Origin of the sequence: uncultured Jannaschia sp., assembly GCF_947494025.1 — a bacterium.
In the GTDB taxonomy this organism is placed as follows: domain Bacteria; phylum Pseudomonadota; class Alphaproteobacteria; order Rhodobacterales; family Rhodobacteraceae; genus Jannaschia.
Map to the genome: position 1 here is coordinate 150157 of NZ_CANLTQ010000003.1, position 13284 is coordinate 163440.

Below are 13284 nucleotides of genomic sequence, written 5' to 3' on the forward strand. Positions count from 1 at the left end.
ACTGACGAACCGAGGGCTCCGAACGCGGCTCCCTGCGTTGGACGCTAGGGTAGGGGGCGGTGCCGGACCGGTCGAGCGGATCGGGTGTGCGCGATCGTCGCAGGCGACGGTTCGCTGCTGTCCGCGTGCCGACCGCAGATCGGCGATCCGACCCGTCCGGGAAGATGCCGGGCGTGCGAGGCATCTGTCGGCGTCAGTCGGGTCCTGGCGCATGGGCATAGCACGGCGCGCAGGTCGTTTGCGGCCGGTGGTCCGCCGTCACGCCATCCCGGATCCGGCCGCTTGCGGCACCGTGGACGATCGGTTCACAGCGGCGCCGATGCCGGGATGACGGGAACGGCGGGCGTCATCGCGGACGTCATCCGGGTGAGGCGTGCTTTCGGGAGCGGTCGGTGGCTGCCAGATGGGGCGCTCTCCGGCTCAGGGCGACGGCTTTATCGCTGCAGCGTCAGCTACGCCAGCGCAGCACGCGCCGCTCGACCCAGGCCACGGCCGCGCTCGTCGCGACGCCGAGCACCGACAGGATCGCCACGCCGGCGAAAAGCCGTTCCAGATCGTAGAGCGAACCGGCCTCGAGGATGTAGGCGCCGATCCCGTATTGCGCGCCGAGCATCTCGGCCGCGACGAGGAGGATGATCGCGATGGCGAGCCCGATGCGCAGACCCGACAGGATGCCGGGCATCGCGCCGGGCAGGACGATCTTGCGCACGATCGACCCCCAGGAGAGCCCGAAGGATTGCCCCATCCGGATCAGGGTCCGGTCCACATTGTCGACCGCGCCGTAGGTGGCGACCACCATCGGCGTGAAGGTTCCGAGCGCGATCAGCGCATATTTCGATCCCTCGCCGATGCCGAACCAGATCACGAAGAGCGGCAGGAGCGCGATCTTCGGCACCGGGAACAGCGCGGCCACCATCGGCACCAGTCCCGCCCGCGCCAGCCCGAAGAGCCCGATCAGCGTGCCGACCCCGATCCCCGCCAGCGCGCCCAGCGTCCCGCCGACCATGAAGCGGGTGAGCGAGGGGACGAGGTGTCGCCAGAGGAGGCCGGTTTCGTAGAGCTGGACGAAGGTCGCGAGGACGTCGGAGGGCAGGGGCAGGGTCAGGTTGCTGATCCACCCGGCGCGCAGGCCGACCTCCACGAAGGCGATGAGAAGCGCGAAGACGAGCGGACCGGCCCAGCGGTTCGTCGCGGGCCGGAAGCCGCCGCCGCGAAACGGGACGGGGCGGGCAGACCCGTCGGTCTGCGCGGATCTCGCGCCGTGTGGGGAATGGGTCGTGTCCGTCATGCGGCAGGTCAGTCGATGGCGAGGGAGGGCAGTCGGTCGTTCTGCCCCGCGCTTGCGGGCGGATTCGGCTGACGGCCGGTTCCGGTCCGAAGCCGAACGGTCTCCTTGCGCCGAGGCCATCGGATCGCGGATGCTGTTCCGCGCACGACATTGCCCGTCCGGCTACAGGCCGGGCGCTGCCTTGCCCGCGCACTGGTGTCGTTTGCACGACGCGGCGGCGCGGGGTGTCGGCCGATATGCGCGAAAGGCCGGGCGACGGCCCTCACGGGACCAGCTCCGCATCCGCCGCCCGCGCTTCGTCGCGCATGAGTCCCCAGAGATGCGCCTGCACCTCCTCCATCGCGCCCCGTCCCCCGAGCGGTTCGTCGATCTCGACGATCTCCCGGATGCGACCCGGGCGCCGCGACAGGACCACGACCCGGTGGCCAAGCCGAACCGCCTCCGCGAGGTTGTGCGTCACGTAGACCGCCGTGAAGCGCTCCCGCATCCAGAGGCCGATCAGGTCGTCCATCAGCAGCTCCCTCGTCTGCGCGTCGAGCGCCGAGAGCGGCTCGTCCATCAGCATCACCGCGGGCCGGACCGCAAGCGCGCGGGCGATGGCCACGCGCTGCTTCATGCCGCCCGAAAGCTGCCGGGGCAGGGCGCGGGCGAACTCCGTCAGCCGCGTCCGGGCGAGCACGTCGGCGATGACGTCCTCCCGGTTCGGCAGCCGGTGATCTTCCAGCACGAGGCGCACGTTGCCGGCCACATCCCGCCAGGGCAGGAGCGCGAAGTCCTGAAACACGTAGGTCAGCGGGTTGAGCGACCCCTCGGGCGGGCGGCCGATCTGAAGCACCCGACCCGCCGCGGGCCGTTCCAGCCCGCCCAGCATCCGCAGAAGCGTGGACTTGCCGCAGCCCGAGGGTCCGACGACGCAGACGATCCGCCCCGCCGGGATCTCCAGCGAGACGTCGTCGAGAACGCAGGTCTCGCCATAGCGGTGCGTCAGGCCCGCGACGCGAAGCTCCATCAGGCGCCGACCGCCTCCACGTAGGACGTGTCGACGAGATCCCCGAAGGCGATGGAGCTGTCCACCAGCCCTTCGGACTGGAACCATTCGAGTTGGTCGCGCACCGAGGCCACGTTCAGCGCCGCTCCCCCGTTGATCCGCATCGTCCCTGCGACGATCGATCCCCGGGCTTCCTCCACCGTCCGATCCGGATAGACGTAGGGCGCGAGCAGCGACACCATCTCCTGCACGCCCGCCTCGCCGGATGACTGGTCGATCATCGTCGCGTTGTAATCCGCAATCGCCCGCGACATCGCGTCGAGCCAGGCCCCGGTGAGCTCCCGGTCCGCCACGTTCGCTGTGGAGCCGAACATCGTCGTGACCTGGTAGCCGGGCAGGTAATCGGCGATCTTGCCGATCTCGTGCACCTCGCCGCTGCTCACAAGGCCGCTGGCGATATGCGGGACGATGGCCCAGGCGTCGACCTGACCCGTGCGAAGGGCGCCGATCACCGCGGGAACCTTCTGGAGCGGGACGAACTCGAGCCCGATCCCTTCCGCCTCGGCCACCTTCGCGCCCATGTAGTGGAAGGACGAACCCGCGGTCGTCATGCCCCAGCGGCGGCCGCCGAGGTCGGCGGGGCCCGTCACGCCCGCCTCCATCGCCGCGCCCGAGACGAGGATCGACTGGCCGGGAATGCCCTGCTCCTCGGAGAGCGCGCCGCCGAACACCTTGACCGCGCCCTTCTGCGCGAGGCTGATCAGGCCCCCGGTGATCGAGGTCATCGCGTAGTCCACGTCGCCTGCCGCGATGGCCACGGCCATGGGTTGCGCCGCCTGGAAGAAGACGGGCTCCACCTCGAGCCCGGCCTCCGCGAAGTAGCCCCGCTCCATCGCGATGAAGGTCGGCGCGTGACTGGTGAAGCGCAGGGCGCCGACCTTGATCGCGCGGGATTGCGCGAGGGCCGGGGTGGCGAGCGCGGAAGCGGCGGCGCCCATAAGGGCGAGCGTCTGGCGGCGCGTGGCGTGCATGGTGATCCCTCCCTGGATGTCGGACCCGTCTGTAGCACGGTTGGACGGGGCCGACAGGGGTGTTCGGGTCTTCCCACGCGACATGGCGCCGGGCGATTTCGCGCCGGCACCCTGGCTGGCGAACGCGGGCCCCGGCGCCGGCCGGAGCGCGCGCGTCGCGTCAGCTCGCGGCCTTGGCGTGCCGCTTGCGCTCGTGCGGGTCGAGGAACCGTTTGCGAAGGCGGATCGCGCCCGGCGTCACCTCGACCAGCTCGTCGTTGTCGATATAGGCGATGGCCTGTTCCAGCGTCAGCGTCACCGGCGTCGTCAGGCGCACCGCCTCGTCGGTTCCGGAGGCGCGCACGTTGGTGAGCTGCTTGCCCTTGAGCGGGTTCACCTCGAGGTCGTTCTCGCGGGCGTGCTCGCCGATGATCATCCCCTGGTAGACCTGCTCCTGGGCGCCGATGAAGAAGCGGCCGCGATCCTCGAGCTTCCAGAGCGCGTAGGCCACGGAGACACCCGTCTCCATCGAGATCAGGACGCCCGCGCGCCGGCCCGGGATGGTGCCCTTGTAGGGCGCCCAATCGTGGAACACGCGGTTCATCACGCCGGTGCCGCGCGTGTCGGTCAGGAACTCCCCGTGATAGCCGATCAGCCCGCGCGAGGGGACATGCGCGATGATCCGGGTCTTGCCCGCGCCGGCCGGCTTCATCTCCGCGAGATCGCCCTTCCGGGGGCCGGTGACCTTCTCGATCACGGCACCGGAATATTCGTCGTCCACGTCGATCGTGACTTCCTCGACCGGCTCCATCCGCTGGCCGTCCACGTCGCGGAACAGGACCTGCGGGCGCGAGATCGACAACTCGAACCCCTCGCGGCGCATGTTCTCGATCAGCACGCCCATCTGCAATTCGCCGCGACCCGCGACCTCGAAGGCCTCGCCGCCGGGCGTGTCGGAGACCTTGATGGCGACGTTCGTCTCCGCCTCGCGCATCAGGCGTTCGCGGATGACGCGGGACTGCACCTTCTTGCCGTCGCGCCCGGCGAGCGGGCTGTCGTTGATGCCGAAGGTCACGGTGATCGTCGGCGGGTCGATCGGCTGCGCCGGAAGCGGCACGTCGATCGAGGTGTCGCAGAGCGTGTCGGCCACGGTGGCTTTCGACATGCCGGCGATGGTTACGATGTCGCCCGCCTCGGCCGCCTCGATCGGCTGCTGCGACAGCCCCCGGAAGGCGAGGATCTTGGTCGCGCGGAACTGCTCGATCCGGTCGCCCTTGCGCGAGAGCGCGTGCAGGGTCTGACCCGTCCGGAGCGTGCCCGACTCGACCCGGCCGGTCAGGATGCGGCCAATGAACGGATCGGCGCCCAGCGTCGTGGCGAGCATCCGGAACGGCTTCTCGCGGTCGGCCACTTGCTTGGGGGAGGGAACATGGCTCAGAACCAGGCCGAAGAGCGCGTCGAGATTCACGCGCGGCCCGTCGAGCTCCATGTCGGCCCAGCCGGAGCGGCCCGAGGCATACATCGCCGGGAAGTCGAGCTGCTCGTCGTCGGCGCCGAGATTGGCGAAAAGGTCGAACACTTCGTCGAGCGCGCGGTCGGGCTCCGCGTCCGGCTTGTCGACCTTGTTGAGGACCACGATCGGGCGGAGCCCGAGGGCCAGCGCCTTGGAGGTCACGAACTTGGTCTGCGGCATCGGCCCCTCGGCCGCGTCCACCAGAAGGACGACGCCATCGACCATGCTGAGGATGCGCTCCACCTCGCCGCCGAAATCGGCGTGGCCCGGCGTGTCGACGATGTTGATCCGCACGCCCTTCCACTCGACCGAGGTGCATTTGGCGAGAATCGTGATGCCCCGCTCGCGCTCGAGGTCGTTCGAATCCATCGCCCGCTCGGCGGTGGCCTCGTTCTCGCGATACGTGCCGGATTGCTTGAGAAGCTCGTCGACGAGCGTGGTCTTGCCGTGGTCGACATGCGCGATGATCGCAATGTTGCGAAGGTCCATGAGAGACAGCCTTAGATCGGGGTTGCGGGCGCGTTAGCGCCATTTCGCTGCGATTGCCACCCTAGAGGCGCGACGTCGCGCTACCGTCATCCCGGCGGCTGTGCTTGTGTTCCGCCATGCTGCGCGCTCTCGCTATCCTGTCCGCCCTGTCCGCCCTGTCCGCCAACGCGATGGAGTTCCCCGCGCCCGTCACCGACGACGCCTACCGCGCAACGGACCCGGCGCGGGTGAAGATGGGGCGGCTTCTGTTCTGGGATCCCATCCTGTCGGGCAACCGGGAGCTCAGCTGCGGCACCTGCCACCATCCGCGCTTCGGCACGTCCGACGGGCTGTCGCTCGGCTTGGGCGACGGGGGGCGGGGGCTCGGACCCGACCGCGCGGTCGATCCGGCGAACGCGCCGGAGGAGCGGCTGGCGCGCAACGCGCCGGGGCTGTGGAACCTCGGCGCGCACGAGTTCTCGGTGCTGTTCCACGATGGCCGGGTGGAAGCTCTGGGGGACGGGTTCCGCACCCCGATGGGGACGGAGATGGTGGAGGGATTCGACTCCGTCCTGTCCGCGCAGACCATGTTCCCGGTCTTGGCCGACGACGAGATGGCGGGGCACTACGCCGAGAACGAGGTCAGCCGCGCCGTCCGCAAGGGCGAAATCACGGGCCCGGGCGGAGCGTGGGGCCTGATCGCGGCGCGTGTTCAGGCGGTTCCCGGCTATGTGGAGATGTGGCGCGATGCCTTCCCGGGCGACGACGCGCTCGACTTCACCGACGTCTCCGACGCCGTCGCCGCCTTCGTGGAGCATGAATGGCGCTCCGACGCGTCGCCCTTCGATGCCTGGCTCCGGGGCGAGGACGCGCTCTCGCCCGACGCCCTGACGGGGGCGGAACTGTTCTACGGCGAGCTCGGCTGTGCCGGCTGCCATTCCGGTCCCTTCCTCACCGACCACGACTTCCACGCCACCGGCCAGCCGCAGCTCGGCCCCGGCAAGCGGGCGCGGTTCGAGAGGCATGCGCGCGACGAGGGGCGGATGCGTGTGACCGGCGCGGCCGCCGACCGCTTCGCCTTCCGCACGCCGTCGCTGCGCAACGTGACCGAAACCGGCCCCTGGGGCCATGCCGGCGCCTACGACGACCTGCGCGCCTTTCTGGCCGACCACGCCGCGCCGCGCCGGGCGCTCGCGGATTATACGTGCAAGAGCGTACTGCCGGAGATGGGCGACGGGGCGCGGGACTGGGCGTTCATGGACGACCCGGCGGAGGTCGCCGCGCTCGCCGCCGCCATCGAAGGACCGGACCGCGTGCTGGCGGAGGGGGAGATCGAAGCGCTGATGGCGTTCCTCGCGGCGCTGCGCGACGAGGCGGCAATGGCCGGGCGGCTGGGCATTCCGGACGCCGTGCCCTCCGGCCTGCCGGTGGATCGCTGAAGCGAGTCGGGATCGGGCGCGGAGCCTTCGGGCGAGCGCGCCGAGGACGGTCCGGATCCGGCGTGAGCCGTGGCCCTCAGCGGCAGCGCGGAAGCTGCTGCTGGTACATCAGCGCCCGCGCCTCGATCTGGCCCGAAACACGCATCAGCCACGGCTTCGCCCGGTAAGTGCCCCGGCTATAGCCGTTCCGCCCGTCGTGATAGGCGAGGTACTGGTTGCGCGCGTCGTGGACCGAGATGCCGAGCCTGCGCTGCGTCTCGGCCATGTACCAGCCCATGAAGTCCGTCGCGTGACGGATGTCGTCGCGCCGCGTGCGCCGTCCGCCCTGGGCCTCCTGGTATTCCTTCCATGTCCCGTCGAGGGCCTGCGAATAGCCGAACGCGCTCGACTGCCGACCCACCGGGATCACGCCCAGAGAGAAGCGCAGCGGGGTGCGCGCATCGGAGACGAACTTCGATTCCTGATAGATCGTCGCCATCTGGACATGGACCGGCACGCCCCACTTGCGCTCCGCCGCGCGGAACGCCCGCAGGTAGCCCGGCCGTTGCGCGAGGATCGCGCAGGCGTCGTCGAGATTGCTGGGCGCCTTTCCGGAGCCGCCGCCCCCGCCACACGCGGCGAGCATCAGCAAACAGCCGATCTGGAGAATTCGTTTCATGATGTCACTGCCCGGCTTCTTACCGATTTTGCACAAGCCTAACCTGAAAGAACCGCTTCTGCCAACAGGCTCGGTCTTCCGTCCCGTCCGGAAATGCGGCAGGCGCGACGGGTCGCGTGGCGTGTCTGCATCATCGGGTCGCAGGTTGCGCCGCGCCCGCAGACATCGGCCGTATTCCGCCGCACTGTCGGAGCGTGCGTCACAATATGTTTCCGGTCCCGGGTCGCGGCCCCGATTTACAAGCCGCCGCGGACGGCGCTAGGACATGGTCGGGAAAGGGCAGCGTGATGTTGAAGAACGAAGCGAAGTACGGTCTTGGCGAAATCGTGCGCCACAAGAAGCATCCCTTCCGCGGGGTGATCTTCGACGTGGATGCCGTGTTCTCGAACACGGAGGAATGGTACGACGCCATTCCCCAGGAAAGCCGGCCGAGCCGGGATCAACCCTTCTATCACCTTCTGGCCGAGAACGACGACAGCTATTACGTGGCCTACGTCTCGGAGCAGAACCTCGTTCTCGACCGCACCGGGGAGCCGGTCACGCATCCCGATCTCGGCGACCTGTTCGGCGCCTTCGACGGACGGCAATACCCGCTGCATTTCGACCTGAACTGACGCGTCGCCGCGGGCGGCCGATGCCGGACGGGCGTTCGTGTCCGTCCGCGCGCGACGTTGTTAAGGCGCTCTTCACCGTCACCGTGCGAGATGCCGGCGGGCCCTCCGGGGCGCTGCGACGGTCTGGAGCGCATGGACGGCACGGTTCGCGACGATCTGTACATCGAGGAGCGCCGCCGTCGGCTCGCGGCCGAGCGCAAGCTCGAGCATACGCGCCGCGAGCTGTCCCGCGCCCATGCCGTCCTCACCGCCAATGCCGACCGGCTTTCGCGCGATTGCGTCGCCGAGCGCGAGCGGAGCCTGCGCCTCGCCGAGCGGCGGCGGGTCGCGCTGGCCGCGCAGCGCCGCGCGGCCGAACGGGCGGACCACGCGCGCCGAAGGCTCTGGCACGCGATCGAGACGATGCGCGACGGCTTCGCCCTGTTTGACGCCGAGGGCTGTCTCGTCGTGGCGAACCACGTCTATCTCGAGCTCTTCGACGGCGTCGGGATCCTCGGTCCCGGCGACCATATCAGCGAGATCTACGATCACGCGGTCGTGGAGGGCGTCTTCGACACCGGCGAGATGGATCCCGACGAATGGGTCGCGGAGCAGATCGCGCGGTGGGATGAGCCGTCCCCGCCGCCGCTGCACCTCACCCATTACGACGGCCGGGCCTTCCGCATCGAGGATCGTCACGTCCCCGACGGCGACATCGTCTCGGTCGCCATAGACATCACGGAACACCGCACGCGCGAAGCCGCGCTCGCCGCCGCCCGCGATGCCGCCGAAAGCACGGCAAGCGTCAAGACGCAGTTCCTCGCGCGGATCGGCCACGAGATCCGCACACCGATGAGCGGGGTCCTCGGCCTGGCGCAGATGCTCGCCGATCAGGCGGCGGACGCGGAGACCCGCCTCTCGGCACGCACGATCTGCGAGTCGGCCGAGGCGCTTCTCGGGATCGTGGACGACGCGCTCGACGTGTCGCGGCTCGACGAGAACGGCATCGCGCTGCGGGACGCGCCCTTCGATCTCGAGGCGCTGCTCTGCGATAGCGTCAGGCTGGCGATCGCCGAAGCGCGTCCGGGGGTCACGGTCGCGCTGGGCTACCCCCTCGGGGCGCGCACGCGCTTTCGCGGCGACGGGGCACGCGTGCGGCAGATCGTGTCGCATCTTCTCGGCAATGCGGTCCGGGTGACGGAGCGGGGGCATGTGATCCTGCAGGCTTCCGTCGCCGGGGGCGACCCGGCCCGCGTCGTCCTCGAGGTCGAGGATACCGGCCCCGGCATCGCGTCCGAGGACCAGTCCGCCGTCTTCGAGGCCTTCGCGCAGACGCCGGATCCCGATCGCCCCGCGCGGGAAGGAACCGGCCTCGGCCTGACCATCGCGCGTGGACTGGCCGAGCGCATGGGCGGGACGCTGACGGTGCGGAGCGCGCCGGGCGCGGGCGCGACCTTCGTCCTCGCCCTTCCGCTTGTGCTCGATGGTCCGGCGCCGGATGCGCCCGCCCTGCCGGGGGCGGTGGCGATCCCCGACGGCGTGTCCGGCGACGTCCTGGCCGCCCGGCTCGACGCGTGCGGCGCGACCGTGACGCGGAGGGTGACGCCCGCCTCGGAACGGGTGATCCTGCTCCTCGATCCCGATGGCGACCGTCAGCGCGCCGCGCTCGCGGCCTTGGCGCCCGGAGCTCGTCTCGTGGTGACGGGAAGGCGGGCGGACGCGCTGCCTGAAACGCTGTCGCGGGCCGACATCCTGCTGCCGGCGCCGGTGCGGGGGGCGGAGCTGATCGCCGCGCTGGCCTGGAACCGCACGGATGCGGTGCCCCCGCCGGCGCTCCGCATCCTCGTCGTCGACGACAATGCGACGAACCGCCTGATCGCCGACCGGATGCTCGCGGGCGAGGGCTACGCGGTCGAGCTCGCCTCCGGCGGGATCGAGGCGCTCGCCGCGTTCGAGGCGCGGACGCCCGACGCGGTGATCCTCGACATCTCGATGCCCGACATGGACGGGTTCGAGGTCGCGGTCGCGATGCGTCGGTCGAGCGCTTCCGTCCCGATCGTCGCGCTGACGGCGCATGTCGGCGCCGAGATCGCCGAGCGCCTGGCCCGGGCCGGCTTCGACGCCTACCTGACCAAGCCCCTTCGAAAGGCGGAGCTCCTCGCGGAGCTCGCCCGTCACTTCAGGGCAGGGTGACCTCGTAGCGGCCGGTCACGGTGCCGCGGCAATTCGCGATCGGCCCCTCCGTGAGGCGTCGCGCCACCGGCGCCGTCGCGTCGAGCACGCCGAGCCGCACGAGCAGTGCCGCGATCGTGGCTTCCGCCGCGCGGGTGCCGCCATCGACGATCTTGAGCGCCACGCCGCGGTCGAGCTCCGGCACGATGGCGATGAACACCGCCTCTGCCCCGGTCTTGACCGCGACGCGACCCTCCATCGCGCGCATCAGATCGGTGCAGGCCCGGCCCTCGCCGGCGACGAGTTCGGGCGCCGCGCCCATCGCGCGCGTCAGCCGCGCCATCGCGTCCGCCCGCGTGCCGCCGCCCTCGCGCGCCGCCGCGAAGCGTCCCATCGCGCCGCCGAGCGCGTCGAGCCGGGTGGCGAAGTTCGGTGCCGAGCAGCCGTCGATGCCCCAGCCGGGGCTGTCCATCTCCGTCACCTCCTCGAAGGTGCGGCGCACGGCGATCTGCACCGGATGGTCGATCTCCACGTAGTCCGGTCCGCCACCGAGCAGCTTCGACAGGGTCAGGAACCCCGCATGCTTGCCCGAGCAGTTGTTGTGCAGCTGACAGGGCGCCTCGCCCCCGCGGATCAGGTCCGCCTTGGCGTCGTCCGCGTAGGGCATGTGCGTCCCGCAGCGCAGGTCCGCCTCCGTCAAGTCGAGATCCGCGAGCCATGCCGACACCGCTTCCGTATGGATCGCCGCGCCCTGATGCGAGGCGCAGGCCAGCGCCACCTGACGGTCCGTCAGGTCGCGCCCGGCGCCCGATTCCAGAAGCGGCAACGCCTGGATCATCTTGCACGACGAGCGCGGGTAGATCACCGCCGCGGGGTCGCCCCAGGCCTCCACCACCGCGCCCGTGCCGTCGCAGATCACCGCATGGCCACGATGGACGGATTCGATCCGGTCGCCGCGGATCACCCGCATCAGTTCGACCGCGCCGTCGCTCACTTCCGTCATGCTGCCTCCGATCCGGAAAATGTCCCGCACGGTCTTTCCGACCGGGCTCGGCTCGGGCTATCAGTATCGCGATAGATAGGGAACCACGCGCCCCGGCGACTCTCGACCGGACCGGTCGGGTCGTCCGCGCCGCCCAGAGGACAGAAGGCCGAACCCGTGACAATTCCGAAGACGATCACCGCTGCCCTGCTGACCGGAATGCTGGCCCTGCCGGTTGCCACGTCCGCGGCCTTCGCGCAGGACAGCACCAACCGCGTGGCGACCGAGACCGACTGGTCCGTCTTCGTGGAGGACGATCCGACCCAGTGCTGGATCGTCTCCGCGCCCAAGGAAATCCGCAACGTTCGCAACGGGGAGGAGGTCGAGGCGCGGCGCGGCGAGATCCGCCTGTTCGTGAGCTACTGGCCCGGCGACGGCAAACGGGGCGAGGTTTCCGCGACCGGCGGCTATCCCTATGCCGACGGTTCCCCCGTCACGATCGAGATCGGCTCCGACAGTTTCGAGATGTTCACCGATGGGGAGCTGGCCTGGGCCGCCACGCCGGCGCAGGACGGCGAGATCATCGCCGCGATGAAGCGCGGGGCGCAGGCGGTCGTCATCGGCCAGTCGAGCCGGGGCACCCGCACCGAGGACACGTTCAGCCTTCTGGGCTTCACCGCCGCCGTGGAGGACGCCGAGGAACGCTGCACCTCCTGACGCCCGGCGCGGGCCGTTTGCGATTTCACGCGGGCGTCCCTATATGGGGCGCCCGTTCCCGTTTTCTGCCTCGATCCGGAGTTCCGCCATGTCAGCGCCCGTCACGCAGGACGTCCACACGATCCCGCGCCGCCTTCCGGAGGGGGGGGCGACGAACCTCGTCGGTATGACGCGGGACGCGCTGCGGGAGGCGCTGATCGCGATCGGCGTGCCCGGAAAGCAGGCCAAGATGCGCGTGAACCAGGTCTGGCAATGGGTCTACCATTGGGGCGTGCGTGACTTTGACGCGATGACCAACCTGTCGAAGGGGTTCCGCGCCGATCTCGCCCGGCACTTCACCGTCGCGCTGCCCGAGGTGGTGAGCCGGCAGGTCTCCACCGACGGCACGCGCAAATATCTCGTCCGCATCGCCGGCGGCCACGAGGTCGAGACGGTCTACATCCCCGAGGAGGGGCGCGGCACGCTTTGCGTCTCCTCCCAGGTCGGCTGCACGCTCACCTGCTCGTTCTGCCACACCGGCACGCAGCGGCTCGTGCGCAACCTGACGGCAGGCGAGATCGTGGGGCAGGTGATGCTCGCCCGCGACGACCTCGGCGAATGGCCCGAAAAGGGCGCGGCGAACGACCCGACCGGACGGCTCCTGTCCAACATCGTGCTGATGGGCATGGGCGAGCCGCTCTACAATTTCGAGAACGTGCGCGACGCCATGCGGATCGTCATGGACGGGGAGGGGATCGCGCTCGGCCGCCGGCGCATCACGCTCTCCACCTCCGGCGTCGTCCCCGAGATCGCCCGCACGGCGGAGGAGATCGGCTGCCTGCTGGCCGTCAGCTTCCACGCCACCACCGACGCGGTGCGCGATCAACTGGTGCCGATCAACAAGCGCTGGAACATCGACACGCTGCTGGACGCGCTGCGCGAGTATCCCAAAGCCACGAACAGCGAGCGCATCACCTTTGAATACGTGATGCTCGACGGGGTGAACGACAGCGATGCCGACGCGCATCGTCTGGTCGAGCTTCTGGACGGTATCCCCGCCAAGGTGAATCTGATCCCGTTCAACGAATGGCCCGGAGCGCCTTACAGGCGGTCGTCCAACAATCGCATCCGCGCCTTCGCGACGATCCTGATGCAGGCGGGCTACGCCTCGCCGATCCGCACGCCGCGGGGCGAGGACATCATGGCCGCCTGCGGCCAGCTCAAGTCCGCCACCGAACGCGCCCGTCGGAGTCGCGCGCAGATCGCGGCGGAAGCGGGACTCTGAGCGCAAGGGCCGTACCGGTGATGCACCGGCTGCGCGTCCGACCGGTTGGGGTGGTCGCAAGACGGCCGGAATGTCCCGATCGGGAGAGAGACGTCGCCCCGCGATGGCACCGTCGGGCAGATCGGCGCCACCGGCGGGGCGAGAGGTCGGGGATGGATCGCAACGGGTCGATCCCGGTCATGGGTTCGGAGG

At 70.0% G+C, this 13284-nt stretch carries 11 protein-coding genes; 5 read left to right on the top strand and 6 right to left on the bottom strand.

Annotated features, from left to right (window positions below; translation table 11 throughout):
* Nucleotides 1–448: 448 nt before the first annotated feature.
* From Q1B08_RS07325 to typA, 4 genes are all read right to left on the bottom strand, one after another.
* Nucleotides 449–1288 carry an ABC transporter permease gene (locus tag Q1B08_RS07325; RefSeq protein WP_299816664.1) on the bottom strand — a complete coding sequence of 280 codons (840 nt, stop codon included), beginning with the start codon at nucleotides 1286–1288 and terminating at the stop codon, nucleotides 449–451.
* A 262-nt stretch (nucleotides 1289–1550) separates the two neighbouring features.
* Nucleotides 1551–2297: an ABC transporter ATP-binding protein gene (locus tag Q1B08_RS07330; protein ID WP_299816666.1), complete on the bottom strand. Its 747-nt coding sequence runs from the start codon at nucleotides 2295–2297 to the stop codon at nucleotides 1551–1553.
* Entirely contained in the window at nucleotides 2297–3307 is a 1011-nt protein-coding gene (locus Q1B08_RS07335; protein ID WP_299816668.1) for an ABC transporter substrate-binding protein, read from the bottom strand. The genes Q1B08_RS07330 and Q1B08_RS07335 overlap by 1 nt, the downstream gene beginning before the upstream one ends.
* 160 nt (nucleotides 3308–3467) lie before the next feature.
* Entirely contained in the window at nucleotides 3468–5288 is a 1821-nt protein-coding gene (typA, locus tag Q1B08_RS07340; RefSeq protein WP_299816670.1) for a translational GTPase TypA, read from the bottom strand.
* Between the two features lie 116 nt (nucleotides 5289–5404).
* Between typA and Q1B08_RS07345 the strand changes: the two genes are divergently transcribed.
* Nucleotides 5405–6706: a cytochrome c peroxidase gene (locus Q1B08_RS07345; RefSeq protein ID WP_299816672.1), complete on the top strand. Its 1302-nt coding sequence runs from the start codon at nucleotides 5405–5407 to the stop codon at nucleotides 6704–6706.
* A gap of 76 nt (nucleotides 6707–6782) precedes the next feature.
* Here Q1B08_RS07345 and Q1B08_RS07350 read toward each other — a convergent pair whose 3' ends face one another.
* On the bottom strand, nucleotides 6783–7364 hold the full coding sequence (locus tag Q1B08_RS07350) for a transglycosylase SLT domain-containing protein (RefSeq protein WP_299816673.1): 582 nt from the start codon (nucleotides 7362–7364) through the stop codon (nucleotides 6783–6785).
* Nucleotides 7365–7651: 287 nt separating this feature from the next.
* Between Q1B08_RS07350 and hspQ the strand changes: the two genes are divergently transcribed.
* Nucleotides 7652–7978, top strand: coding sequence for a heat shock protein HspQ (gene hspQ / locus Q1B08_RS07355; RefSeq protein ID WP_299816675.1), 327 nt, complete (start codon nucleotides 7652–7654; stop codon nucleotides 7976–7978).
* A gap of 132 nt (nucleotides 7979–8110) precedes the next feature.
* Nucleotides 8111–10150, top strand: coding sequence for a response regulator (locus Q1B08_RS07360; protein ID WP_299816677.1), 2040 nt, complete (start codon nucleotides 8111–8113; stop codon nucleotides 10148–10150).
* Here Q1B08_RS07360 and Q1B08_RS07365 read toward each other — a convergent pair.
* Complete coding sequence (locus Q1B08_RS07365; protein WP_299816921.1) at nucleotides 10137–11123, bottom strand: asparaginase; 987 nt, start codon at nucleotides 11121–11123, stop codon at nucleotides 10137–10139. The genes Q1B08_RS07360 and Q1B08_RS07365 overlap by 14 nt on opposite strands.
* Nucleotides 11124–11330: 207 nt before the next feature.
* On the opposite strand from Q1B08_RS07365, the gene Q1B08_RS07370 reads away from it, so the two are divergent.
* Together Q1B08_RS07370 and rlmN are read left to right on the top strand one after the other, a co-directional pair.
* Complete coding sequence (locus Q1B08_RS07370; protein WP_299816923.1) at nucleotides 11331–11828, top strand: invasion associated locus B family protein; 498 nt, start codon at nucleotides 11331–11333, stop codon at nucleotides 11826–11828.
* A gap of 88 nt (nucleotides 11829–11916) precedes the next feature.
* Nucleotides 11917–13092, top strand: coding sequence for a 23S rRNA (adenine(2503)-C(2))-methyltransferase RlmN (gene rlmN / locus Q1B08_RS07375; protein WP_299816679.1), 1176 nt, complete (start codon nucleotides 11917–11919; stop codon nucleotides 13090–13092).
* The last annotated feature ends 192 nt before the right edge of the window (nucleotides 13093–13284 follow it).

Bases quoted from the DNA above. Each gene is read 5' to 3' on its own strand.
- Q1B08_RS07370 (WP_299816923.1), top strand. From the start codon at position 11,331: ATGCTGGCCCTGCCGGTTGCCACGTCCGCGGCCTTCGCGCAGGACAGC.
- Q1B08_RS07330 (WP_299816666.1), bottom strand. From the start codon at position 2,297: ATGGAGCTTCGCGTCGCGGGCCTGACGCACCGCTATGGCGAGACCTGC.
- Q1B08_RS07335 (WP_299816668.1), bottom strand. From the start codon at position 3,307: ATGCACGCCACGCGCCGCCAGACGCTCGCCCTTATGGGCGCCGCCGCT.
- Q1B08_RS07350 (WP_299816673.1), bottom strand. From the start codon at position 7,364: ATGAAACGAATTCTCCAGATCGGCTGTTTGCTGATGCTCGCCGCGTGT.
- typA (WP_299816670.1), bottom strand. From the start codon at position 5,288: ATGGACCTTCGCAACATTGCGATCATCGCGCATGTCGACCACGGCAAG.
- Q1B08_RS07345 (WP_299816672.1), top strand. From the start codon at position 5,405: ATGCTGCGCGCTCTCGCTATCCTGTCCGCCCTGTCCGCCCTGTCCGCC.
- rlmN (WP_299816679.1), top strand. From the start codon at position 11,917: ATGTCAGCGCCCGTCACGCAGGACGTCCACACGATCCCGCGCCGCCTT.
- hspQ (WP_299816675.1), top strand. From the start codon at position 7,652: ATGTTGAAGAACGAAGCGAAGTACGGTCTTGGCGAAATCGTGCGCCAC.
- Q1B08_RS07360 (WP_299816677.1), top strand. From the start codon at position 8,111: ATGGACGGCACGGTTCGCGACGATCTGTACATCGAGGAGCGCCGCCGT.
- Q1B08_RS07325 (WP_299816664.1), bottom strand. From the start codon at position 1,288: ATGACGGACACGACCCATTCCCCACACGGCGCGAGATCCGCGCAGACC.